This window comes from Nocardia sp. CDC159, assembly GCF_023740735.1.
In the GTDB taxonomy this organism is placed as follows: domain Bacteria; phylum Actinomycetota; class Actinomycetes; order Mycobacteriales; family Mycobacteriaceae; genus Nocardia; species Nocardia pulmonis.
In genome coordinates, this window is record NZ_JAMRXH010000002.1 from 424,864 (window position 1) to 448,113 (window position 23,250).

Consider the following 23,250-nt stretch of genomic DNA (forward strand, 5'->3'; position numbering starts at 1 on the left):
TTCATTCGGGACGGGCGAGCCGCTCGCGAATGCGGCGGGCGAGCTCGTCATCGATGCCCTCGATCGCGGCGAGCTCGGCGACCTCGGCGGCCAGCAGGGCCGACAGCGACCCGAACGCCGTGACCAGCGCCTCGGCCCGGGGCCGGGGCACCCGCGGAATCTCGGCCAGCAGCCGGTAGCCGCGCGCGCTGGTGGCGGCGTCGAGTGCCTCGATGGTCGCCGGAAAGCCCAGCGGTGGGGCCAGATTCGTCAGCTCCAGCAACTCCACCTCGAGCAGTTGATCCAGCGCGTCCAGGGCGTGCTCGACCGCCGTCTCGGCGACGCCGCCCGGCGCGACCGGCCGCAGATAGTCGCGCACCACCAGCCGCCGCAGGCCCTCGGCGTTGCCGACCACCTCGGCCAGTTGCAGGGCCAGCTGGCGGCCGTCGACGCCGAGTTCGTTCACATCGGACTCGATCTCGCGGGCCACCCGCCGCACCAGCTCCAGACAGTGCACCACGGTCAGCACATCGCGCACGGTGACCACGTCGCCGAGCTCGACCACGGTCAGCTGCCGGGTCGTCTCGTCCAGCCGCGAGCGGTAGCGCTCCAGCGTGGCCATGGCCTGATTGGCCCGGGCCAGAATGGTTTCCGAGGGCTGGATCAGATGCCGCGAACCGCGGGCGTAGACGGTGACGATGCCGGTGGATCGGCTCACCGACACCACCGGATAGCCGGTCTGCGCGGCGGTCCGCTCGGCGGCCTTGTGTCGGGTACCCGATTCGCTGGTGGGTAGCAACGGATCCGGCACCAGATGAACATTGGCGCGGCGAATCCGGCCGCCGTCGGTGGAAAGCACCACGGCCCCGTCCATTTTCGACAGCTCGCGCAGCCGGGTCGGAGAGAACTCCACGTCCAGATCGAAGCCGCCGTCGCAGATTCGCTCGACGGCCTCGTCGTAGCCGAGGACCAGCAACGCCCCCGTGCGCGCCCGCAGAATGCGATCGATGCCGTCGCGCAGCTCGGTGCCGGGCACCAGCCGGGCCACGACATCACGCGCGGCGTGCTCGACGCCGGACGCCCGGCGGGGCGCGGGGGCGGCGATCGGGGGCAGCGGGTTCGCCGCGGGCTTGCCGAGCAGATTGGTGACCCAACGGCCTGCGTTCATTCGACAGCCTCCAGACGTGCCTGTCCCCGCTTCGCCAACCCGGTCAGCGCGAGCGCCGCCCGAACATCGGACACCTCGCGCACCTTGATACTGCGGCCGGAGCGATCGACCCCCGGCGGCACCAGCGCCTCGGTGAAACCCAACCGCTCGGCCTCGGCCAGACGACGCCCCACCCCACCGACGCGACGCACCTCACCGGCCAGTCCGACCTCACCGAGAATGACCGTGCCCGGTCGCAACGCCCGGCCACGCTCGGCACTGGCGATGGCCAGCGCGACCGCCAGATCCGAGGCGGGCTCGGTGAGACGCATCCCGCCGACGGTCGCGGCGTAGACCTCGTACTTGCCCAGATACAGACCGCAGCGGCTCTGCAGCACCGCCAACACCATCGACACCCGGTTGTGGTCGAGCCCGCTCACCGCCCGCCGCGGCATGGCCGCCTGGGTCTCCACGGTCAGGCCCTGCACCTCGCCGAGCAGCGGGCGCTTACCGTCCATCGCGACCGTGATCGCGGTGCCCGGTACGGTGTCGGTCCGGTGGTGCAGGAACAGTCCGGACGGATCCTCCACACAGACGATCCCGTCGTCGTGCATCTCGAAACAGCCCACCTCGTCGGCACTTCCGAAGCGGTTCTTGATGCCCCGCACCATGCGCAGGGTGGAATGCTTGTCGCCCTCGAACTGCAGCACCACGTCCACCAGATGTTCCAAAGTGCGCGGACCGGCCAGGTTGCCGTCCTTGGTGACGTGCCCGACCAGCAGCACCGCGATACCGCTCGCCTTGGCCAGCGAGGTGAGCGCGGCGGTTACCGCGCGCACCTGGGTCACCCCGCCGATCACACCCTCCACATCGGCGGCCAACATGGTCTGCACCGAGTCGACGACCAGCAGCGTGGGCCGCACCTGCTCGACGTGGCCGAGAATGGTCGACAGATCGGATTCGGCTGCGAGATAGACCCTTTCGTGCACCGCTCCGGTGCGGTCGGCGCGCAGCCGGACCTGCCCCGCCGACTCCTCGGCGGTGACGTACAGCGATCGCTCCTCCCGCTGCCGCGCCCAGCGATGCGCGACCTCGAGCAGCAGCGTCGACTTGCCCACCCCGGGCTCACCGGACAGCAGCACCACCGAACCGGCCACGATGCCGCCGCCCAGTACCCGATCCAATTCGCTCACACCGGTCGGCCGGGCACGGGTGACCTGTGAGTCGATGGTCGAGATGGGGGCGGCCGCGGTGGACGGCAGCAGGGACCGACGCTGCGGCGCGCCCGCCGCCGCGGGGGCGGGGGCCAGCTCGTCGACCGAACCCCATTCACCGCAGCCGGGGCAGCGGCCCACCCACTTGGCGACCTCGTGCCCACACGCGGAACAGCGGTACTGCGATCTCACCTTGGCCACGTGCGCAGCCTAGGTACCGGGTCCGACAGATCGCGGACCAATCGCGTCAGTGTCCGCCGGAATGCGCGGGAGCCTTCTCCCCGGCCTTCTCGGCATCCTTGCGGCCCAGGTCCGGGCCCGCGTCGACCGGCACGTTCACCGCGACCGTGCCCGCGTCCTTGAAGTTGAAGGTCACCTGGTAGGTCAGGCCCGGGGTGACGTCCTTGGTCAAGCCGGTGACCTCGACCAGCAGCGGGCCCGCGGCCCCCTCGGCGGCCGGGGCGGCGTGATCGCCGTGTTGCTGCGCGGTCGCGCTGGACGCGGCGGCGGTCGACGCGGCGGGGGAACTGGTCGGCGCGGCCGCGGAGGTGGGCGCGGCGGTGGTCGTCGGCGCGGCGACGTGGGCGCCCGGCTTCGGGGCGTCGGCCACCACGGTCGCGCCCGGCGGCAGCTGCGGGTTGGCGGGGGTGATCTTCACCGTGCCCAGGTCCGAGGTGATGCTGGTGAGCTCGTCGGCCTTGGCCGAACCACCGTTGACCGCGCTGAACGCGAGCACGGCCTTACCGCCCTTGGCGTTGTTGTACTCCTCCGACGGCGGCAGCAGCAGGCGCACGTTGCGCAGCGCGACCTGACCCACATCGGCGCTGTTGCCGTTCACGGCCGCGACCTGGTCCGCGGTCTGCGAGATCTGACCGGCACTGCAGCCCGACAGCGCGAGCACCGCACCCGCGGCGAACGCGGCGACGGTCACGGCGTGGCGGCGCGCCTTCGACGCTGTGGTGGCTTTCAGGGCAGTCACGGGCTTGTCCTCCATGTCGACCGGCTCACTCCACGATGGAGAGTAGTAGTAGGGAGCGTAGTAGTCGCCCCGCAGCCCCCCGTGTCGGGTAGGGGACTTGTAAGCTCAACCACCGACGGGCAGTACCATTCGGTACGGAGAGAACGGACCCATCCGTAACTCGTTCTGGCACAACGGGATGCACACCCCCGGCGTTCTGTCAACCCCCGCCGCCGCCCTGTTGTGGCCCTGACCTGCGTCGTTGATCGCGCCGTTACCGAGTCGCATGTTAAACTGTGAACATCGAAAGGGGCACGGGACACATGATTTTTAAGGTCGGAGACACCGTCGTTTACCCCCACCACGGAGCGGCGCTGATCGAAGCTATCGAGACTCGCACCATCAAGGGCGTGCAGAAGGAGTATCTGGTCCTGAAGGTCGCACAGGGCGACCTCACCGTACGGGTTCCCGCCGAGAACGCTGAATACGTGGGCGTCCGTGATGTTGTGGGCCAGGAGGGTCTCGACCGAGTCTTCCAGGTGCTACGCGCGCCGCATACGGAGGAGCCGACGAACTGGTCTCGCCGCTACAAGGCCAACCTGGAGAAGCTCGCCTCCGGCGATGTGAACAAGGTGGCCGAGGTCGTCCGTGACCTGTGGCGCCGAGAGCAGGATCGCGGCCTGTCCGCCGGCGAGAAGCGCATGTTGGCCAAGGCCCGCCAGATCCTCGTCGGTGAGCTCGCCCTCGCCGAGGGAACCGACGACGTCAAGGCCGAGACCCTGCTCGACGAGGTTCTCGCCGCGGCCTCCTGACCGTGAAAAACAGTCCGCACGACGCAAGTCGTGTCGTGGCGTTGGTGCCTGCCGCCGGTCAGGGCGTGCGCCTGGGTGCAGCAACACCCAAGGCATTCGTCCCGGTCGGCGGCAGCCCTATGCTCACGCACGCCATCGACGGCCTGATCGCGTCCGGGGTCGTGGACCGCATTGTGATCATGGTGCCCGCCGAGTTGATCGAGCGGGCCCGACATCTGTCCGCGACCGCGGGCTCCTCGATTCCGGTGAGTGTGGTGGCGGGCGGCTCCGAACGCATCGACTCCGTGCGCGCCGGATTGACGGCCGCGCCGGAGGCCACCCACGTCCTCGTGCACGACGCGGCCCGCGCCCTGACGCCGCCGTCGCTGATCGCGCGGGTGGTGGCCGAGCTGCGCGCCGGGCGGCGAGCGGTGGTGCCCGGCCTGCCCGTGACCGACACCATCAAATCGGTCGACGCCCACGGCGTGGTGACCGGCACCCCCGAGCGCGCGGGACTGCGCGCGATCCAGACCCCGCAGGGGTTCGAGGCGCAGCTGCTGCGCGAGGCGTATGCGCTCGACCTGCCCGCCACCGACGACGCGGGCCTGGTCGAACGCCTCGGCGCGCACGTGCACGTGATCCCCGGCGACCCAATGGCTTTCAAGATCACCACCCCGCTCGATCTGCGCCTCGCCGAGGCGCTGCTCGCCGAACGCCCGGTCGCGCAGGCGGTGCCGCGATGAGCGCGGCCGATATGCGCGTCGGCATCGGCAGCGACGTGCACCCCATCGAACCCGGCCGCCCCTGCTGGATGGCCGGTCTGCTGTTCGAGGGCGACAGCGGCTGCGCGGGCCATTCCGACGGCGATGTCGCCGCGCACGCGCTCTGCGACGCGCTGCTGTCGGCCGCCGGGCTCGGCGATGTCGGCGCCGTCTTCGGCACCGGCCGCCCCGAATGGGCGGGCGTGTCCGGTGCGGCCATGTTGAAAGAGGTCCGCCGACTGCTCGACGAGGCCGGTTTCACCATCGTGAACGCGGCCGTCCAGGTGATCGGCAACCGTCCCAAAATCGGTCCGCGCCGTGGCGAGGCCCAGCAGGTACTGGGAGAATTACTGGACGCTCCGGTTTCGGTTTCCGGTACGACCACCGACGGTCTCGGCTTGACTGGACGCGGTGAGGGGATCGCGGCGGTGGCGACAGCGCTGTTGCACTGTTGTAGCCAGCAGTAAACCGCCTCGTACACTGCAAATTCTCAACAGCTAGGATGGCTGGTCGTGACTCTGCGCCTGTTCGACACCGAGACGCGGACCCTGCGTGATTTCACGCCCCTGGTCCCCGGCCGTGCATCGGTGTACCTGTGTGGCGCCACCGTGCAGGGCGAACCCCATATCGGGCATGTGCGCAGCGGGGTCGCCTTCGACGTGCTGCGGCGCTGGCTGACCGCCAGCGGTTTCGACGTGGCGTTCGTCCGCAACGTCACCGACATCGACGACAAGATCCTCAACAAGGCCGCCGCCGCGGGCCGCCCCTGGTGGGAGTGGGCCGCCACGCATGAGCGCGCCTTCGATCGCGCCTACGCCGCGCTGGGCGTGCTGCCGCCGTCGGTGGAGCCGCGCGCCACCGGTCACATCACCCAGATGGTCACGCTGATGCAGCGGCTGATCGAGCGCGGCCACGCCTATGGCTCCTGCGGCAACGTGTATTTCGACGTGCGCAGCTATCCGGACTACGGCAAGCTGTCCGGCCACAAGCTCGACGATGTGGCGCAGGGCGAGAGCGCGGGCGAGGGCAAGCGGGATCCGCGCGACTTCACGCTGTGGAAGGCCGCCAAACCCGGCGAGCCGACCTGGCCGTCGCCATGGGGCCCGGGTCGGCCCGGCTGGCATCTGGAATGCTCGGCCATGGCCGAGTTCTACCTCGGGGCCGAATTCGACATCCATTGCGGCGGTATGGATCTGGTGTTCCCGCACCACGAGAACGAGATCGCCCAGTCCCGCGCCGCCGGGGATGGCTTCGCCCGGTACTGGCTGCACAACGGCTGGGTCACCCTGGGCGGGGAGAAGATGTCCAAATCCCTCGGCAATACGCTGTCGGTGCCGAATGTGCTGAAAACCGTTCGGGCCGTGGAACTTCGGTTCTATCTGGGCAGTGCGCAGTACAGCTCGATGCTGGAGTACTCCGATCAGGCGCTGCGCGATGCCGCCCAGACCTATCAGCGGCTCGAGGCCTTCGTGCGGCGCGCGGACGAGCGCACCGGCGGCCTGCCGGTCGGCAAGTGGACCGACGCGTTCGCCGAGGCGCTGGACGACAATCTCGCGGTTCCCAAGGCACTGGCGGAGATTCACCGCGTGGTGCACGAGGGCAACCGGGCGCTGGAATCCGGCGCCCTCGACACCGCGCGCGAACTCGGCGGGCAGGTGCGCGCCATGCTCGGCATTCTCGGTGTGGATCCACTGGATCCGCACTGGGCCGCCCCGCAGGACTCCTCGGCGGCCCTCGACGCCCTCGACGTACTGGTCGGCGCCGAGCTGGAGCGGCGGCAGCAGGCCCGCGGCAACAAGGACTGGGCGACCGCCGATGCGGTCCGGGACCGGCTCGGCGCGGCCGGTATCGAAGTCACCGACACCCCGGACGGCCCCGAGTGGAGCCTGAGCGGAAAGGCGAACTGATGGCAGGCAATTCGCAGCGGCGCGGCGCGATCCGCAAGTCCGGCACCAAGAAGGGCCAGACCGTCGGCTCGGGCGGGCAGCGGCGGCGCGGGCTGGAACCCCGCGGTGCGACACCACCCGCGGAGATGCGCAAATACCACCCGGCCGCCAAGCGGGCCGCGGCCGCGGCGAAGAAGGCCGCGCAGACCAAGGGCCGCCCCGCCGGACGCCCGAGCACCCGCAAGGGTGACGACGGTCCGGAATTGGTGCTCGGCCGCAATCCGGTGGTGGAGTGCCTGCGCGCCGGTGTCCCGGCGACCGCGCTCTACGTCGCCAACGGCACCGAGAACGACGAGCGGCTCACCGAGGCCGTGCAGCGTGCCGCCGATACCGGCATCTCGATCCTGGAGGTGCCGCGCACCGACCTGGATCGCATGAGCAGCAACGGTTTACATCAGGGCATGGCCCTGCAGGTGCCGCCGTACCGCTACGCGCATCCGGACGATCTGCTCGCGTCCGCGCTCGCCTCCGGCACTCCCCCGCTGCTGGTGGCGCTGGACAACATCTCCGATCCGCGCAATCTGGGCGCGGTGATCCGCTCGGTGGCGGCCTTCGGCGGCCACGGCGTGGTGATTCCGCAGCGGCGCAGCGCCAGCGTGACCGCGGTGGCGTGGCGGACCAGCGCCGGCGCGGCGGCGCGCTTGCCCGTCGCGCGCGCCACCAATCTGACTCGCACACTGAAGGATTGGGCCAAGGCCGGGCTGCAGGTGGTCGGCCTGGACGCGGGCGGGGACACCTCGCTCGACGATTTCGACGGCAGCACACCGACGGTCGTGGTGGTCGGGTCCGAGGGCAAGGGCCTGTCGCGGCTGGTCCGCGAGACCTGCGACAGCGTGCTGTCCATTCCGATGGCGGGCGAGGTGGAATCGCTCAACGCCTCGGTGGCCGCGGGTGTGGTGCTGGCCGATATCGCCCGTCAGCGCCGCGGCTGACCCGGAAATCCGAGCGCGTCAGCGAGCTTTCGCGGTGATCGCCGCCATAGACTTGGCTGGTGGCCAGTTACCCGCCCCCGTATTTCCCCGACGAGCCGATCGGCCAGCCCGTCGAGCATCCGCACGCCACGACGGTGCTGCTGCTCGGGGCGCTGAGCATATTCTGTTGCGGCGCACTGGGTCCCGTGGCGTGGGTGATGGGTAAGCGGGCGCTGGACCAGATCGAGTACTCCGGCGGCGCGTACGGCGGCCGGACGCAGGTGATGGTGGGTTACATCCTCGGCATCGTCGGCACGATCCTGATGGTGCTCATGGCGACCCTGTTCCTGCTGCTCCTGATCGGCGGGAGCGGCTAGCGCGGGCGGTCAGTCCAGCCGCGGGCGCTCCGGTTCGGCGGGCACCTCCCAGGCGGGCCACTCCTCGCTCACCCGCCCGGTCCACTGCGGCGAGCGACGATCCCGGACGGCGGCCATACCCTCGGCCGCGTCGACGCTCTTGGCCACATAGGTGTTGAGCTCGGATTCCAGCGCCGCCACGGCATCCGGGCCCATGCCCAGCCCCTCCCACAGCAGCCGCTTGGACAGCGCCGCGGGCAGCGGGGCCGAACCGGCGGCGATATCGTGCGCGACCGACAGCGCGGTCGGCAATACCTCCGCCGCGTCGAGGCTGGCATTGGCCAGGCCCATCGCCTTGGCCTCCTCACCGTCGAAGGTGCGGCCGGTCAGCAGGATGTCGGCGGCATTGGCCATACCGGCCAGCCGGGGCAGCAACCAGTGCGCATAGCCGTCGGCGAGCACGGCACGGCGCACCTGATTGAGTCCGTACACCGCATCGCGGGCCAGATAGCGCAGGTCGCACTGCAGTGCGAGGGCCAGCCCAAGGCCGACCGCATGCCCGTTGACCGCCGCGATCACCGGTTTGCGAATACGCCAGGGGGCAGGATCGATGGTCGCGGTCACCTCGCCGACGCGGCTGGACAGATCCGCGCCCGCGCAGAACGCGGGCGGCGTGCCCGTGATGACGACGGCACGGATGCCGTCCTCACCGTCGCAGCGGCGTAGCGCCGCACCGAGTTCGGCAGCCATCGTGGGGGTGAAGGCATTCTGCTGCGCGGGGCGATGCAGCGTGAGCACGGCGACTCCGGCGGAAACATCGACGTGCAGTTCCGAACTCATGCGACGAAATCCTAGCTCTGTGCGCGGGTCGTGCCTGGTACGCGAACGAGCACAACACAGCCGGGCACGATCCCGCAACCGAACCCCACGTAGACGGTATATCTGCCTATTTCCGCAACACCTTGCGGCCGATCGCCCACTTGTGGACCTCGGTGGGGCCGTCGTAGAGCCGGAACGCGCGCATATCGCGGAAGATCATCTCCACCACCGTCTCATCGCTGATCCCGATGCCGCCCAGCACCTGCACACAGCGGTCGGCGACCTTGAACAGCTCCTCGGAGACGAAGGATTTGGCCATCGAGCTCTCGTGCCGGGCCTTGTGGCCCTGATCCATCAGCCAGCACGCGTGCCAGATGGTCAACCGGCATTGATGCAGCGCGATCTCGTTGTCCGCCAACATGAACGACACACCCTCGTGCTCGCCGATGGTCTTGCCGAAGGCGGTGCGGGTGCGGGCGTGTTCGACGGCGATGCTCTGGGCGCGTTCGGCCGCGCCGAGCCAGCGCATACAGTGCGTGAGCCGGGCCGGGGCCAGCCGCAGCTGCGCATACCGCAGCGCCTGACCTGTCTCGCCGAGGACGGATTCGCGGGGCAGGGTCAGATTCTCGAATCGGACCACGCCGTGGCCGCCGACGTAGTTGCGGTCCATGGTGTTCATCGTGCGCTCGATGACGATACCCCCGGCGGGAGCAGCGTCGCCGTCGGCGAGGAACAGCGTGGGGCCCTCGGGCAGATGGGGGTTGGCGGCCAGGCGGGCCATGATGATCCAGGTCTTGGCGCCGTCGGCGCCGGTGATCAGCCACTTGCGGCCGTTGATGGTGAAGTTCGTACCGTCGAAGGTCGCGGTGGTGGCGAGCTGATCCGGATCCGAACCCGCGCCGTCGGGTTCGGTCATGGCGAAGACCGAGCGCTGCTGTCCGGTGATCACCGGCATGAGATAGCGGTCGATCTGGTCCGGATTCGCGACCTTGGACAGCAGGAACATATTGCCCTCGTCGGGCGCGGCACAGTTCATGGCGACCGGGCCGAGGGTGGACCACCCCGCGGCCTCGTAGAGGACGGCCTGTTCGACGTGGCCGAGCCCGCGCCCGCCCAGTTCCACCGGGGCCTGAATGGTCAGCAGCTTCTCCGCGCGGGCCAGCTCGACCAGTTCCTGGCGCAGCTCGTCGTTGGGGCCGTGCGCGGTCAGTCGCGGATCACGCTCGTAGGGAACGATCTTGTCGATGACGAACCGGCGAATCCGGTCGCGTTCGGCCTCGAGGTCGGCGGGCAGCGAGAAGTCGATCATCGGTGTGCACCTTCGTTCGGGACGGGTGCTGCGAGCATACGACCCGATCGACCCAAGACTGAAGGCACCTGCCATCAATCACCGCCGAGGACCTCGTTCAGGAACTTCGCCACGTGGGCGCGGTAGATCTCCGGTTGGTCGTCGTGCACCAGATGACCGGCCCCGGCAACCAGCACATGCCGCGAATTCGGCCGCAGCGCGGCCATTTCCCGCATCTGACCGGGCGGGGTGATGGTGTGCTCGCCCTCGATGAGCAGGCCCGGAACCCGGACCGCGCGCCACTGCGCCCAGAAGTCGCGGGTTCCCCACTCCTCGGAGATCTCGCGAAACGTCTCGACCTCGCCGTGCAGGCGATAGCCATCGGGCCCGGCGACGAAGGAGTTCAGGAAGTAGCGGCCCGCCACCGGCCCGAAGAACTCCAGCACCGCCGCGGCGTCCGGAAACGGCTGCGGCCAGGCCGCGATCATGGCCGCCCAGTCCCGGGCGGTGCGACCGCGGAAATCCGGCGCCATATCCTCGACCACCAGGGCCCGCACCCGCTCCGGATACTCGGCGGCGAAGACCCAGCCGTGCAGCGCACCCATGGAATGACCGATCACGACCATGGGCTCATCGATCCCCCCGGTCGCGTCCGCGAGATCGCGCACGAACTCCTCGGTACACAGCTCGTCCGGCGCGGGCCGCCCGTGCCCCGCCGCGTCGAAGGTGAACAGCCGCCCGAACTCGCGCAGCCACGGCAGCTGATCACCCCAGGTGCGGGCACTGCCCATCAACCCGTGCAGCAACAGTATCGGCACGCCCGTGCCACCCTCGTCATGAAGCATCGCCGACGACGATACGGGTGGACCTCCCGCCGCGGCCGCCCGCTGGCCTAGCCTGGTCTACATGGCTGTTGTGAAGATCAATGCGATCGAGATCCCCGAGGGCGCGGGCCCCGAACTGGAGAAGCGGTTCGCCGCCCGGGCGCACGCGGTGGAGAACTCCCCCGGCTTCCTGGGCTTCCAGCTGCTGCGCCCGGTGGCCGGCGAGAACCGCTACTTCGTTGTGACGCAGTGGGATTCGGAGGAGTCGTTCGCCGCCTGGCGCGACGGCCCGGCCAAGGAGGCGCATGCGGGCCAGGCCCGCAAGCCGGTCGCCACGGGCGCCTCGCTGCTGGAATTCGAGGTCGTGCTGGATGTGGCGGGTAAGGCCGCGGATCGGTAGTCAGCGGGATTTGGTGCCGATGTCGACCTCGCGGATGCCCGGCCGCGCGGTCGGATCGCCGCCATCGACGTGGATTCGCACGTAGCGGCCGCTCTTCGGCTGGAGCAGCTCGCCGTTCGGGGTGGTCACCACCGCCGACCACGAGCGATTGTCCGTCGACACCACGATCGAGGACGACACCGGCGCCGGTTCGGTCCAGCGCGGGGCCACCCGGGTCACGGTGACCTCCGAACCGAGGTCTACCGTCAGATCGGCCCGGGCCGAATCCGGCCGCCAGCTGGTGGCGGTGTCGCCGTCCACGGCCGCCGCGGCATAGTCGCCGGGCTGTTCGCTGCTGGCAGCGGCGGGTTTGCAGCGCGCCGCGTCCTCGGTCGGCGCCAGATCGGGGCGGCGCGTGGTGAGTTCCAGCGAGCGGCTCGAATCCAGCTGGCGCACCCCGGTTCCGTTGTCGATCGGCAGCGGATCGCCCGAGCGCAGCGTCACGGTCGTGCGCTGCGGCCCCGCGGCGACATCGAACACCCGTCCCTGCCAATGCAATCCGCGCACCGTGATGCCCTGTGCCAGCTGCGGCGGCAGCAGCGGATTCAGCAGCACCCTGTCCTCGCGGAAACGAAGTCCCAGCAGCCCATTGGTGAATTCCTGGATGTAACCGCCCGACAGCGTGGTGAAGTCGAAGGCGGGTGATCCGGCCAGCGGATCGTGTGCGCCCGCCTTCTCCCCGCGTGCCTCGGAGAACTGACCGAACGGCTCGCGCACGAACGGGCGCGCCGACCGGTCCAGATAGGTACCCACCGAACAACCGGGTTCGCCATTGGCGGCGGCATTGATCGCGTGCACGGAATCGGTCATGGCCGGACCCTCGGGATCGGTGCGCTCGGCGTAGTAGTCGAGCGTCCGGGCGGCTACGTCGGGCGGCATGGGCCATTCGAGCGGATATTGCAGCAGCACGGTGTCGGCCTGTTTGATCTGCGATCCGCGGTAGCCGTCGTACTGCAGGAAGACCCCGTGCACCGGATCGAAGGGCATGCGCAGGCGATCGGCGATCGTCGTCCATTCCGGTGGTGCGGGCTGTCCGAGCAGGCGCGCCGCGGCGACGGCATTGCGTAATGCCTCAGCCGCGACGGCATTGGTGTAGGCGCCGTCGTTCACGCCATTGCTGTACTCGTCGGGGCCCGCGACGTCGCGAATGGAGTAGCTGCCGTCCGGATTGGCGGTGACCCGCGCGGCCCAGAACTCGGCCAGCTCGGACATGATCGGCCAACCGCGCTCGTGTAGGTAGCCGAGGTCCTTCGTGGCCTCGTAGTACTGCCACGCCGCGAGGGAAACATCGCCCTGCAGGTGGATCTGGATCAGGCAGTGCGGGGGCGACCAGCTGTGGCAGTCGGTATCCAGATTGCCGGTGGCCGCGCTGGTCCACGGATAGAACGCACCCGGCAGGCCGAGCCGTTCGGCATTGGCACGCGCCGCGGGCAGTGTCTTGTAGCGATATTCGATCACCGATTTCGCCAGTTCGGGCGCTAGCTGCAACAGGCCCGGATACATCCAGATATCGGCGTCCCAGAAGATCAGTCCCGCGTAATTTTCGCTGCTCAGTCCGGTCGGCGAAATACTGTTGTCCTGGCTGGAATTCGTCGCCGAGTAGAGCGAATACAGCGCGCCCCGAACCCAGCGCTGCACCTCGGGCCGACCGGGCACCTCGATATCGGAGGCCCACAGCGCGCGCCACTGCCGGGCCTGTTCGGCGAGCAGACCCGACCAGCCGCGGTCGGCGGCGCGGCGGGCGGAGTCGAGGGCGGAGTGGGCCGGATCGGCCGCGGTGTGGGCGGTGTCGACGCCGACGTACTTGGTCACCTCGTACGACTTGCCCTGCGCCACCGACAGATTCGCCTGCTGCGCGGCGTCCTGCCGGCGCACCGGCACCTGTCCGGCATCGAGCACCGAGACCACATCGCCCACGACATCGGTTGTCCGGGTGCGGAATTCGAGGGCGAGGGTGTTCGCGGCCGGTTCGGTGATCGCGGTCCGATCGATGCGCCGGGCCCCGGCCATATCGAGTAGTCCGGTGACGGTGGCCTGCCCGTCCCAGTGCGGGGTGAGCGACAGCCGCACCGCGGCGGCGTGCTGATCGGCGCGATCGGCGAAGACGTCGAAGGTCAGGTCGGTGGCCCGGCCGTCGCGCGTGGTCCAGGTCAGCGCGGTGCGGACCAGTCCGCAGCGCAGGTACGCGGTCTGTCGGAAGTTGGTGACCCGTTCGGGCGGCGTTGCGGGCGAGAAGGTCTCGTCGCCGACCTGGACCAGCAGCGTGGACCAGTTGGGCAGTGCCGCTGCCACCATGCGGCCGTCGGCCAGTCCGGGTTCGGCGCCGTAGAGTCCGGCCACGAACGCGCCGTCGTACCGCGGGGTGTACAGCGGCCAGCCGGTGCGCTCGCCGGTCTCGACATAGCCGGTGCCCGCGGTCGGAATCCGCAGTCCCAGATAGCCATTGCCGACGAAGGGGTGCCGATCATAGCCCGCGGCAAAGGAATCCGCAGCGGGCGCCCATTCGGGCTGTCCGGCGACGCTGTCGTCCGGACACGGGCTCGCGCCCGGCGAGCCGCCGTCGGCGGATCGCACGGCCACCACGACGATCACGGCCACCAGCACGGCGACCACGGACACGGCGAGACCGATCAGCAGCCGCGTACGACTGCCGAGGATCCGTCGCGCTGGGGACGCCACATTGGCAGACTGCCACAAATCGTCGGACCTATGTGCCCAGACGCCTCATACTCGGGTGGCGGCACGAAATCGGACCACCGGGTGAGCCGCACCGAGAAACGGTGGACCAGCGTGTCGGATATGACTCGAATCACGCTCTCGCCGACGGCCCCCGAGATCAGGCCGCGGTCGGTATCGCTGGCCTTCGCGGCCGTCGTGGTCGCGCTGCTGTGCGGAATCGCCGAGATGCTGCTGCGCGGGGTGGCCGGACCGGGTGCCGTGCTCGCCCGGCTGACCATCTACGGCCTGGTCCTCGCGGCGGCGATGTGGATGGCCGCCGGAGCGCGCTGGGCGCGCACCCTGCTCGCGGTGGGGCTGGGCACGATCGGGCTGGTATCGCTGCTCGCCGAACCGCTGACGGGCTTGGCCGCCAACGGTTTCGGTGAGCTGCGCGGGACACCGGTCGACGCGGCGACGGCGATGCTGCGCACCGCGCACGTGTTCGCGGTGCTGACCATGCTGGCCGCGCTGAGCCGCGCCGATGCGCGGCGCTATTTCGTCAGGACTCGAAAGTAGCGTCCAGCTCGATGGTGTCGACCCCGGCCAGGGCCTTGCTGACCGGGCAACCGGCCTTGGCGGCCTCGGCGGCCTGCTGGAAAGCGTTGGCGTCGATGCCGTCGGCCTTGCCCCGCACGGTCAGCTTGATCTTGCCGATCCGGAAGCCACCGGCCGGGTCCGGGCCGAGGGTGACATCGGCGCTCACGTCCAGGCTCTGCACGGTGCCGCCCGCGTTGCCGATCTGCGCCGACAGCGCCATGGCGTAGCAGGAGGAATGCGCGGCCGCGATCAGCTCCTCGGGGCTGGTGGTGCCGTCGGCGTTGTCGGCGCTGCGCTTGGGGAACGACACGTCGAATTTGCCGACGCCGGAGCTGGCCAGTTCGACCTGTCCGGAGCCGTCCTGCAGGCCCCCGCTCCAAGCGGTGCGCGCGGTACGTGTTGGCATCACAGTCCTTTCACAGTAGGAATAGGTCGCCGTCGCGATCGAACCTACCGCCTTCGCGCACGGGCGGTGGGCTCACTGCGGATTGGTGACGCGGGCGAGCACGATCCCCCGAGGATCAGCCAGGGCCAGCGATCACCCGGCGCTGAGCGGGTGCTGGGATGACCCTGTCGCCCGGCCTGGCGGCCGGGCGACAGAAAATAGGGGCGCGGCCGGGCGACAGAAAATAGGGGCGCGGCCGGGCGACAGAAAATAGGGGCGGGGCCGGGCGACAGGGAACGAGGCGCGCGGCCGGGCGGCTGGGGCGTAGGGAAAGGGGTGCCCGGGCAATGGGCGGAGTCTTATTGCCCGGGCGGCGGGCGGGAGTCTCGTTGGGAGTCAGACCATATCGCGCTGGCGGAACAGCCAGATGGTGCCGATTACGAAGGCCAGGGCGTAGGCGGACAGCGTTGTGAAGGCCGCTGGGCGCGAGAGGATGTCCACCACCCCGGGGGTCGCCATGCCCTCGGTCGTGCGCATGGCGTTGGCCAGCGAATTGGCGGCCGTGCCGGGGAGGTGGTCGGTGACCCCTCGGATCGGGGAGAAGATCGCGGCCACGCCGCGCAGCAGATTCTCCACGACCAGCACCCACACCAGGCCCAGCCCGACCGCCAGTGCCGGGCCGCGGGCGATCGCGCCGATGAGCGCGCCCGCGAGCGTCCACATGCCCAGAATGGCCGCGCCCGTGCCGATTCCGAGCAGTGCGCTGCGGGCCGACGGCAGCGCGAGCGATTGCTGCTCGGTCGCGGCGATCAGCACGGCCACCCCGGTGTTCACGACGAAGGCGACGCAGACCAGGACGAGTATCGTCACGGCCAGCGCGATCAAGGTGCCGCCGACGACGCTCGGGCGCGACGGCCCCTGCGCGAGGGCGGTTTTCCAGGTGCCCCAGCCATAGCCGCTGCCGATTGCCAGCGCGCCCAGCACCAGGATCAGCGCGCCGCCGAACATGGCCATGCCCTGGGTGAAAACCTCCGGCACCGCGGCGGGCAACAGCTGCCGCAGCAGTAGATCGCGGGGCAGGCCGTTGGACATCCGGCTGCTGCTGCCCGAGGAGTACGCCAGATAGTTGAACAGATAGGCGAAGGTGAGATTCAGCAGAATCCACGTCCCGATCAGAATCCATACCGCGGGCCATTTCGCCAACCGCGCGAATTCCGCCCGCGTGCACGCCCACAACTGCCTCATGATGTCGCCTCCGAATTCGTCATCTCGAAAAAGACCTCTTCCAAGGACTTTTCGGCGGTGCGCAGCTCCAGCAGCTCCGCCCCCGCCTCGATCACCGCGCGCGCCACCTTCGGCGCCATTGCCACATCGGCATCGACCCTGATGCCCGCGGCGGTCAGCAGCGCGGATCGGTCCCCCACCACCCGGCGCACCGCCGGAAACGCCAGCTCCACCGGTTCGGCCCGCAGGAGAAGCGTTGCCGCACCGCGCAGTTCGCTCACCGTGGCCTCGGTGAGCAGGCGGCCCCGCGAGATGACGCCGACCCGGTCACAGATCTCCTGCACCTCGCTGAGCAGGTGTGACGAGAGCACCACGGTGTGCCCGTCGGCGGCCAATCCGGTGATGAGCTCGCGCATCTCGGCCATCCCCGCCGGATCGAGCCCATTGGTGGGTTCGTCGAGGATCAGCAGATCCGGGCGGCCGAGCAGGGCCGCGGCCACACCCAGCCGCTGCTTCATCCCGAGCGAATAGGCCCGGAACCGGTCGTCGGCGCGGCCGGTCAGCGCCACCCGATCCAGCGCCTCGGCCACATCGTCCGGGCCGCAGCCTCGATAGCGGGCCAGCACCCGCAGGTTGTCGCGGCCGGACAGATACGGATAGAAGCCGGGCCCCTCGATCAGCACGCCGATGCGGCGCAGCGCCCGCGGATCGCCGGGGCGGCGGCCCAGCACGGTGGCCCGGCCCGCGCTCGGGCGGATCAGGCCCACCAGCATGCGCAGCGTGGTGGTCTTTCCCGCCCCGTTGGGCCCGAGGAATCCGTAGATCTCCCCCGCGCGCACCGTCATCGCGACGGAGTCGACGGCGGTATGGGTGCCGTAGCGTTTGGTCAGCGACTCGGTGACCACGACGGTTTCGTTCATGGCTTCGAGAATCCGCCGCCGACCTGGTCGCCCACATCGGCCGACCGGCGCGAGCGCGGATACGTATCGGGACGTATTTCGTCGCGGCCGCATACCGCCGGAGCGAGTACGGCGTTACCGTGCGAGGGTGAGTCCGACCGCGCGGCCCGGTGGGCGAGATGTGCTGGTGGCGCTCGTCGTCGCCGCCATCCAGCTCGGCGCGGGGCAGGCGGCCAACCAGGCCCAGATCCGGCACGGCGTGGCGGAAGTGCATTCGCTCGGGGCGCTGGGCTATGGCCTGCTGCTGGCCGGGCCGCTGCTGCTGGTGGTGCGGCGTGTGTATCCACTGAGCGTCTTCGTGGGCGTCCTTGCCACCACGCTGACCTATCTGATCGCGGGTTACGGCTACGGGCCGATCTTCCTGTCGCTGATCGTCGCCTTCCTCACCGCTGCCACCCGCGGTTCCCGTTGGCGCACCTACCCTTTCGTCCCCCTGGGCTACGGACTGATGATGTGGCCGGTGCCCGCGCTGCGCGGCTATCCGGCCAGCGGCTGGCAGCTGGCCGGGGTGCTGGCGTGGCTGTGCGTGCTGCTCGCCCTGGCCGAGGGCATTCGCCAGCGCCGCGAGATTTCGGCCGCACGACAGCAGCGCTTGGAGGCGGCCCGGCGCAACGAACAGGCCCAACGCGAACGCGAACGCGCGCGGCGTGAGCAGCGCGCGACCGAGGAGCGTCTGGCCATCGCCCGGGAACTGCACGATGTCTTGGCACACAGCCTCTCGCTGATCAATGTGCAGTCCTCGGTGGCGCTGGAACTGCTGGACCGCAGGCCCGAGCAGGCCGCCACCGCGCTGGCCGCCATCAAACAGGTCAGCCGCGACGCGTTGGGCGAGGTGCACAGCCTGCTGCGCTCCATCCGCTCCGGCGCGGAAAATGGTGCGCCGACGACGACTCCGACCGTCGGCATCGCCGACCTGGACGCCCTCATCGCGCCCGCCCGCGCGGCCGGGCTGAGCGTCGACACGCGGATCCGCGGACCGGTGCGCCGACTCCCGGCGCTGGTCGACGTGGCCGCGGCCCGCATCGTGCAGGAGTCGCTCACCAATGTGCTGCGGCACGCGCCCGGCGCGAGGGCCGTTGTCGGCGTGGAGTATTCGTTGGAGGAGCTGCGGCTCACGGTCGAGAACGGCCGTCCCACCAGTTCTCCACAGCCGTCCACAGGCGGCGGAAGCGGCATCACGGGAATGACCGAACGCGCCCACGCGCTCGGCGGCGAGCTGAGTGCCCACCCGCACGGCGACGGCGGCTTCCGCGTATCCGCGCGCCTGCCGCTCACGACCGGCGGCACGGCACCCGGGGATATCCCACCGGAGCCGCCATGACCACCGAAAACCCTCTCGCGCAGGTGATTACATGACCATTCGGGTAGTGATAGCCGACGACCAGGCCCTGGTGCGCGCCGGATTCGCGGCCCTGCTGGACGCCCAGGACGGGATCGAGGTGGTGGGCGAGGCCGACAACGGCCTTACGGCGCTGCGCCTGACCCGCGAGCTGCGGCCGGACGTGGTGCTCATGGACATCCGGATGCCGGTGCTGGACGGCCTGGCCGCCACGCGCGAGATCGCCGGGGACTCCGAGCTGTCCGGGGTGCGGGTCGTGGTACTGACCACCTTCGAACTCGACGAGTACGTCTTCGAGGCGATGCGTTCGGGCGCAACGGGTTTCCTGGTCAAGCACACCGAACCGGCCGATCTGGTGAAGGCGGTGCGGGTGGTGGCCGCGGGCGATGCGCTGTTGTCCCCCAGCGTCACCCGCCGCCTGGTCGCCGAATTCGCCACGCGCGCCAAGCCCGCGCCCACCTCGGCGCTGTCCGAGCTGACCGATCGCGAACGCGAGGTGATGGCCCTGGTCGCCGAGGGCCTCACCAATGCCGAAATCGCCGAGCGCCTGTTCTTGAGCCCCGCCACCGCCCGCACCCACGTCAGCCGAATCCTGTTGAAGCTCAACGCCCGTGACCGCACCCAGCTGGTGGTGCTGGCCTACGAGTCGGGGCTGGTGCGTCCCGGCTGGCAGTAGCCCGAACCGCGCGCCGGTACGCACGCAGACGTATGCCGAGAGTCGCTCACGTACCGATGACGGCACGACCCGCGGGGCACAGGCTGGAGACATGAACGAACACCTGTCCTCGGCCGCGGTATCTGTGCTGGCCGATCATTCCGATTACGGCTGGCATCCCGGGCCGTACTTCTGGATCTTCCCGCTGCTGTTCTGGCTCGGCCTGATCACCCTCGGCATCGTGTTCCGGCGCGGCCGCCGACGCGACGACGGAATCGGCACGCTGCGTTCGGCATTCGCACGCGGGGAGATCAGCGAGGAGGACTTCCTGACTCGCCTCGAGGTTCTGCGGCGCTCGCGGCGACGTTTCTGACCGGCGCAGCCGCCGCTCGAAAGGCCTTGGCCGCACAATCGCCGAGCCCGTGGCGCTGGCCGGTCACCACGACCGACGCTCTGCGTGAGGCGGGCTCGGCGGTCGTCATGCCCGCTACGCCCCCTGCCCGGACAGCGCCAGACCACGTCGAATCGCCTGCTCCACCGGCGAATACGCACCGTCCGCGCGGTCGAGGTCGCAGGGCTCGCGCAGCAGTAGCGGCGGCTGGGCCATGAACTTCGGGCGGCCGGTGCGATTGGGCTGGGCGGCGTGGACCAGGAACGGATGGCACAGGTACACATCGCCCGCCCGGCCGGTGGCCGATACCTGCGGCAGATCCTCGGTGCCGGCGTTGCAGCACTCGAGCACCCGCGGGTCCGACATCGCCAGGCCCCGGTCGCCGTGCGGCGCGAGCACCGCGGGCAGCCGCAGATGTGAGCCCACCCGGATGCGGGTCGGCGCGTCCTCGGCATCGACATCGGAGAACAGGAACAGCATCAGCAGCGCCCTGCCCTGGGTACGCACATTGATCCGCCAGGTGAAGAAGTCGGCCGGGTCGTCGCCCGCGAAGCTGGCATCGACATGCCAGCCGTCGTCGCCCGGCGGCTGCTCGCTCGGGAAGCGAATCGGCCAGCCGCCCAGGCTGTTCCGCGGCAGCCAGCGGCCAAAGCCGACCAGCTGGTCGAACGCCTCGGTCAGCGCGGGCGCGGTGACGGCGATCCGGAACGGCTGCTCGGCATGATCACCCAGCCGGATGACCGGTTGCGTCCAGGTCGCGGGGTCATCGGGAGTGCAGCCGGTCGCCCGCCAGAGAATCTCGCGCCCCGCCGCGGCCGTCTCGGGTGCGAAGGCGTGCTCGACCTTCACGAAACCCTCGGCGACGAATCCCTCGAGCTGCGCTTCGGTGAGCATGCGTTCCTTTCCGCCGAGAAGTACCCCGTCGACAATGGATCACCGCGCGGCCGCACGCCACCGAATTTCGGCTCCGAACGGCGAAGGCCCCTCTCGCACCGGGCGAAAGGGGCCTTCGAGCCTTCGGGCGTTACTCGCCGGACGCCGCGGACTCACCCGCGAGCGCGGCCACCGGCTTCTCCTCGTCGGCGGCGGGCTTCGCCTTCTCCCGACCGGCGAAGGTGAACTTGGCGTCCTCGCCCGCGCCCTCGCCGTCCCAGTTCTCGACGTCGACCTGGACGACCTGGCCGGGGCCGATCTCGCCGAAGAGGATCTTCTCCGACAGCTGGTCCTCGATCTCGCGCTGGATCGTCCGGCGCAGCGGGCGAGCGCCCAGCACCGGATCGAAGCCGCGCTTGGCCAGCAGGCTCTTGGCCCGATCGGTGAGCTCGATCTCCATATCCTTGTTCCGCAGCTGGTTGGCGACGCGGCCGATCATCAGGTCCACCATCTGGACGATCTGCTCGTTGGTGAGCTGGTGGAAGACGATCACGTCGTCGATGCGGTTGAGGAACTCGGGCCGGAAGTGCTTCTTCAGCTCGTCGTTGACCTTGAGCTTCATCCGCTCGTAGTTCGAGCCCTCGTTGTTGGACTGGGTGAAGCCCAGCCCCACGGCCTTGGAGATGTCCTGCGTGCCGAGGTTCGAGGTGAAGATCAGCACCGTGTTCTTGAAGTCCACCGTCCGGCCCTGACCGTCGGTCAGGCGGCCGTCCTCGAGGACCTGCAACAGGGTGTTGTAGATCTCCTGGTGGGCCTTCTCGATCTCGTCGAACAGCACGACCGAGAACGGCTTGCGGCGCACCTTCTCGGTGAGCTGGCCGCCCTCCTCGTAGCCGACGTAACCCGGAGGGGCGCCGAACAGCCGCGAGGCGGTGAAGCGATCGTGGAACTCGCCCATATCGATCTGGATGAGCGCATCGTCGTCGCCGAACAGGAAGTTCGCCAGCGCCTTGGACAGCTCGGTCTTACCGACGCCGGACGGACCGGCGAAGATGAACGAGCCGGACGGCCGCTTCGGATCCTTCAGACCCGCGCGGGTACGGCGGATGGCCTTGGACACGGCCTTGACCGCGTCCTCCTGGCCGATGATCCGCTTGTGCAGCTCGTCCTCCATGCGGAGCAGCCGGGTGGTCTCCTCCTCGGTGAGCTTGAACACCGGAATACCGGTCCAGTTGGCCAGCACCTCCGCGATCTGCTCGTCGTCGACCTCGGCCACGACGTCCAGATCGCCCGAGCGCCACTGCTTCTCACGCTCGGCGCGCTTGGCGACCAGTTGCTTCTCCTTGTCGCGCAGCCGCGCGGCCTTCTCGAAGTCCTGCGCGTCGATCGCGCTTTCCTTCTCGCGGCGGGCATCGGCGATCTTGTCGTCGAATTCGCGCAGGTCCGGCGGCGCGGTCATGCGACGGATGCGCATGCGCGCGCCCGCCTCGTCGATCAGGTCGATCGCCTTGTCCGGCAGGAACCGGTCGTTGATGTAGCGGTCGGCCAGCGTCGCGGCCGCGACCAGCGCCGAATCGGTGATCGAGACGCGGTGATGCGCCTCGTACCGGTCGCGCAGGCCCTTGAGGATGTTGATGGTGTGCTCGACGGTCGGCTCGCCCACCTGCACCGGCTGGAACCGGCGCTCCAGGGCGGCGTCCTTCTCGATGTACTTGCGGTACTCGTCGAGGGTGGTCGCGCCGATGGTCTGCAGCTCGCCGCGGGCCAGCTTCGGCTTCAGGATCGAGGCCGCGTCGATCGCGCCCTCGGCCGCGCCCGCGCCGACCAGCGTGTGCAACTCGTCGATGAACAGGATGATGTCGCCGCGGGTGTTGATCTCCTTGAGCACCTTCTTCAGGCGTTCCTCGAAGTCACCGCGATAGCGGCTGCCCGCGACCAGCGAACCCAGGTCGAGGGTGTAGAGCTGCTTGTCCTTGAGCGTCTCGGGCACCTCGCCGTTCACGATGGCCTGGGCCAGGCCCTCGACCACCGCGGTCTTACCGACGCCGGGCTCGCCGATCAGCACCGGGTTGTTCTTGGTGCGGCGGCTCAGCACCTGCATGACGCGCTCGATCTCCTTCGAGCGGCCGATGACCGGGTCGAGCTTGCCCTCGAGCGCGGCCTGGGTCAGGTTGCGGCCGAACTGGTCGAGTACCAGCGAGGTGGACGGCGTGCCGGACTCGCGGCCACCGGCCTCCACCGCCTCCTTACCGCCCTGGCTGTAGCCCGACAGCAGCTGGATGACCTGCTGGCGCACCCGGTTCAGGTCGGCGCCCAGCTTGACCAGCACCTGCGCCGCGACACCCTCACCCTCACGGATCAGGCCGAGCAGGATGTGCTCGGTGCCGATGTAGTTGTGGCCGAGCTGCAGCGCCTCGCGCAGGCTCAGCTCCAGCACCTTCTTCGCCCGCGGGGTGAAGGGAATGTGACCGGACGGCGCCTGCTGGCCCTGTCCGATGATCTCCTCCACCTGGCTGCGCACACCCTCGAGCGAAATGCCCAGCGACTCCAGGGACTTCGCCGCGACACCCTCACCCTCGTGGATCAGGCCCAGCAGGATGTGCTCGGTGCCGATGTAGTTGTGGTTGAGCATCCTGGCCTCTTCCTGAGCCAGGACAACGACCCGCCTTGCGCGGTCGGTGAACCTCTCGAACATCGCTCCCTCACTTCCTGCTCCGCTATCCACGGCGTTCCGGC

Annotated in this window: 23 protein-coding genes; 11 read left to right on the forward strand and 12 right to left on the reverse strand. The window is 69.5% G+C overall.

Annotated features, from left to right (window positions below):
* Nucleotide 1 precedes the first annotated feature (1 nt).
* Genes disA through NDR87_RS05750 form a run of 3 tightly spaced genes read right to left on the reverse strand, consistent with a single transcriptional unit; the run spans nt 2 to nt 3,319 of the window.
* Nucleotides 2–1,147 (reverse strand): DNA integrity scanning diadenylate cyclase DisA, encoded by a 1,146-nt coding sequence (gene disA, locus NDR87_RS05740; RefSeq protein ID WP_251909846.1) that lies wholly within the window; start codon nt 1,145–1,147, stop codon nt 2–4.
* Nucleotides 1,144–2,541 carry a DNA repair protein RadA gene (radA, locus tag NDR87_RS05745; protein ID WP_251909845.1) on the reverse strand — a complete coding sequence of 466 codons (1,398 nt, stop codon included), beginning with the start codon at nt 2,539–2,541 and terminating at the stop codon, nt 1,144–1,146. The genes disA and radA overlap by 4 nt, the downstream gene beginning before the upstream one ends.
* A 46-nt stretch (nt 2,542–2,587) precedes the next feature.
* Nucleotides 2,588–3,319, reverse strand: a complete 732-nt coding sequence (locus tag NDR87_RS05750; protein ID WP_251909844.1) for a hypothetical protein — start codon at nt 3,317–3,319, stop codon at nt 2,588–2,590.
* A gap of 302 nt (nt 3,320–3,621) precedes the next feature.
* On the opposite strand from NDR87_RS05750, the gene carD reads away from it, so the two are divergent.
* From carD to NDR87_RS05780, 6 genes are read left to right on the forward strand one after another with little or no spacing between them, the layout of a single operon-like run.
* Nucleotides 3,622–4,110, forward strand: a complete 489-nt coding sequence (gene carD / locus NDR87_RS05755) for an RNA polymerase-binding transcription factor CarD (RefSeq protein WP_019931623.1) — start codon at nt 3,622–3,624, stop codon at nt 4,108–4,110.
* Nucleotides 4,107–4,832 (forward strand): 2-C-methyl-D-erythritol 4-phosphate cytidylyltransferase, encoded by a 726-nt coding sequence (gene ispD / locus NDR87_RS05760; RefSeq protein ID WP_286013192.1) that lies wholly within the window; start codon nt 4,107–4,109, stop codon nt 4,830–4,832. The genes carD and ispD overlap by 4 nt, the downstream gene beginning before the upstream one ends.
* An 11-nt stretch (nt 4,833–4,843) precedes the next feature.
* Nucleotides 4,844–5,317, forward strand: a complete 474-nt coding sequence (gene ispF, locus NDR87_RS05765) for a 2-C-methyl-D-erythritol 2,4-cyclodiphosphate synthase (RefSeq protein ID WP_251910202.1) — start codon at nt 4,844–4,846, stop codon at nt 5,315–5,317.
* A 45-nt stretch (nt 5,318–5,362) separates the two neighbouring features.
* A complete protein-coding gene (gene cysS / locus NDR87_RS05770; RefSeq protein ID WP_251909842.1) occupies nt 5,363–6,757 on the forward strand; it encodes a cysteine--tRNA ligase in 1,395 nt (464 codons plus the stop codon).
* A complete protein-coding gene (rlmB, locus tag NDR87_RS05775; RefSeq protein WP_251909841.1) occupies nt 6,757–7,728 on the forward strand; it encodes a 23S rRNA (guanosine(2251)-2'-O)-methyltransferase RlmB in 972 nt (323 codons plus the stop codon). Before cysS ends, rlmB begins: the two co-directional genes overlap by 1 nt.
* 59 nt (nt 7,729–7,787) lie before the next feature.
* On the forward strand, nt 7,788–8,084 hold the full coding sequence (locus NDR87_RS05780) for a DUF4190 domain-containing protein (protein WP_251909840.1): 297 nt from the start codon (nt 7,788–7,790) through the stop codon (nt 8,082–8,084).
* Nucleotides 8,085–8,093: 9 nt separating this feature from the next.
* On the opposite strand, the gene NDR87_RS05785 is transcribed toward NDR87_RS05780, so the two are convergent.
* The 3 genes from NDR87_RS05785 to NDR87_RS05795 form a co-directional block, all read right to left on the reverse strand.
* The gene (locus tag NDR87_RS05785; RefSeq protein WP_251909839.1) at nt 8,094–8,903 is read right to left on the reverse strand and encodes an enoyl-CoA hydratase/isomerase family protein; all 810 of its coding nucleotides are present in this window, start codon (nt 8,901–8,903) and stop codon (nt 8,094–8,096) included.
* 106 nt (nt 8,904–9,009) lie between these two features.
* The gene (locus NDR87_RS05790; RefSeq protein ID WP_251909838.1) at nt 9,010–10,191 is read right to left on the reverse strand and encodes an acyl-CoA dehydrogenase family protein; all 1,182 of its coding nucleotides are present in this window, start codon (nt 10,189–10,191) and stop codon (nt 9,010–9,012) included.
* 74 nt (nt 10,192–10,265) lie between these two features.
* Nucleotides 10,266–11,015, reverse strand: a complete 750-nt coding sequence (locus NDR87_RS05795; RefSeq protein ID WP_251909837.1) for an alpha/beta fold hydrolase — start codon at nt 11,013–11,015, stop codon at nt 10,266–10,268.
* Nucleotides 11,016–11,076: 61 nt separating this feature from the next.
* Here NDR87_RS05795 and mhuD point away from each other — a divergent pair, with 61 nt between their 5' ends.
* Nucleotides 11,077–11,394 (forward strand): mycobilin-forming heme oxygenase MhuD, encoded by a 318-nt coding sequence (mhuD, locus tag NDR87_RS05800; protein ID WP_251909836.1) that lies wholly within the window; start codon nt 11,077–11,079, stop codon nt 11,392–11,394.
* On the opposite strand, the gene NDR87_RS05805 is transcribed toward mhuD, so the two are convergent.
* Nucleotides 11,395–14,112 carry a discoidin domain-containing protein gene (locus NDR87_RS05805; RefSeq protein WP_251909835.1) on the reverse strand — a complete coding sequence of 906 codons (2,718 nt, stop codon included), beginning with the start codon at nt 14,110–14,112 and terminating at the stop codon, nt 11,395–11,397.
* 120 nt (nt 14,113–14,232) lie between these two features.
* Between NDR87_RS05805 and NDR87_RS05810 the strand changes: the two genes are divergently transcribed.
* Nucleotides 14,233–14,667 carry a hypothetical protein gene (locus tag NDR87_RS05810; protein ID WP_251909834.1) on the forward strand — a complete coding sequence of 145 codons (435 nt, stop codon included), beginning with the start codon at nt 14,233–14,235 and terminating at the stop codon, nt 14,665–14,667.
* Here NDR87_RS05810 and NDR87_RS05815 read toward each other — a convergent pair.
* The 3 genes from NDR87_RS05815 to NDR87_RS05825 form a co-directional block, all read right to left on the reverse strand.
* A complete protein-coding gene (locus NDR87_RS05815) occupies nt 14,651–15,094 on the reverse strand; it encodes an OsmC family peroxiredoxin (protein ID WP_251909833.1) in 444 nt (147 codons plus the stop codon). The genes NDR87_RS05810 and NDR87_RS05815 overlap by 17 nt on opposite strands.
* A 375-nt stretch (nt 15,095–15,469) precedes the next feature.
* Nucleotides 15,470–16,318: an ABC transporter permease subunit gene (locus NDR87_RS05820; protein WP_251909832.1), complete on the reverse strand. Its 849-nt coding sequence runs from the start codon at nt 16,316–16,318 to the stop codon at nt 15,470–15,472.
* Entirely contained in the window at nt 16,315–17,217 is a 903-nt protein-coding gene (locus NDR87_RS05825; RefSeq protein WP_251909831.1) for an ABC transporter ATP-binding protein, read from the reverse strand. The genes NDR87_RS05820 and NDR87_RS05825 overlap by 4 nt, the downstream gene beginning before the upstream one ends.
* Before the next feature lie 127 nt (nt 17,218–17,344).
* Between NDR87_RS05825 and NDR87_RS05830 the strand changes: the two genes are divergently transcribed.
* From NDR87_RS05830 to NDR87_RS05840, 3 genes are all read left to right on the forward strand, one after another.
* Entirely contained in the window at nt 17,345–18,577 is a 1,233-nt protein-coding gene (locus tag NDR87_RS05830; RefSeq protein ID WP_251909830.1) for a sensor histidine kinase, read from the forward strand.
* 31 nt (nt 18,578–18,608) lie between these two features.
* Nucleotides 18,609–19,271 carry a response regulator transcription factor gene (locus NDR87_RS05835; protein ID WP_251909829.1) on the forward strand — a complete coding sequence of 221 codons (663 nt, stop codon included), beginning with the start codon at nt 18,609–18,611 and terminating at the stop codon, nt 19,269–19,271.
* A gap of 91 nt (nt 19,272–19,362) precedes the next feature.
* Entirely contained in the window at nt 19,363–19,623 is a 261-nt protein-coding gene (locus tag NDR87_RS05840) for an SHOCT domain-containing protein (protein WP_251909828.1), read from the forward strand.
* A gap of 114 nt (nt 19,624–19,737) precedes the next feature.
* On the opposite strand, the gene NDR87_RS05845 is transcribed toward NDR87_RS05840, so the two are convergent.
* Nucleotides 19,738–20,535, reverse strand: a complete 798-nt coding sequence (locus NDR87_RS05845; protein ID WP_251909827.1) for a phytanoyl-CoA dioxygenase family protein — start codon at nt 20,533–20,535, stop codon at nt 19,738–19,740.
* Nucleotides 20,536–20,665: 130 nt separating this feature from the next.
* Nucleotides 20,666–23,209: an ATP-dependent Clp protease ATP-binding subunit gene (locus NDR87_RS05850; protein ID WP_251909826.1), complete on the reverse strand. Its 2,544-nt coding sequence runs from the start codon at nt 23,207–23,209 to the stop codon at nt 20,666–20,668.
* Between the last annotated feature and the right edge of the window lie 41 nt (nt 23,210–23,250).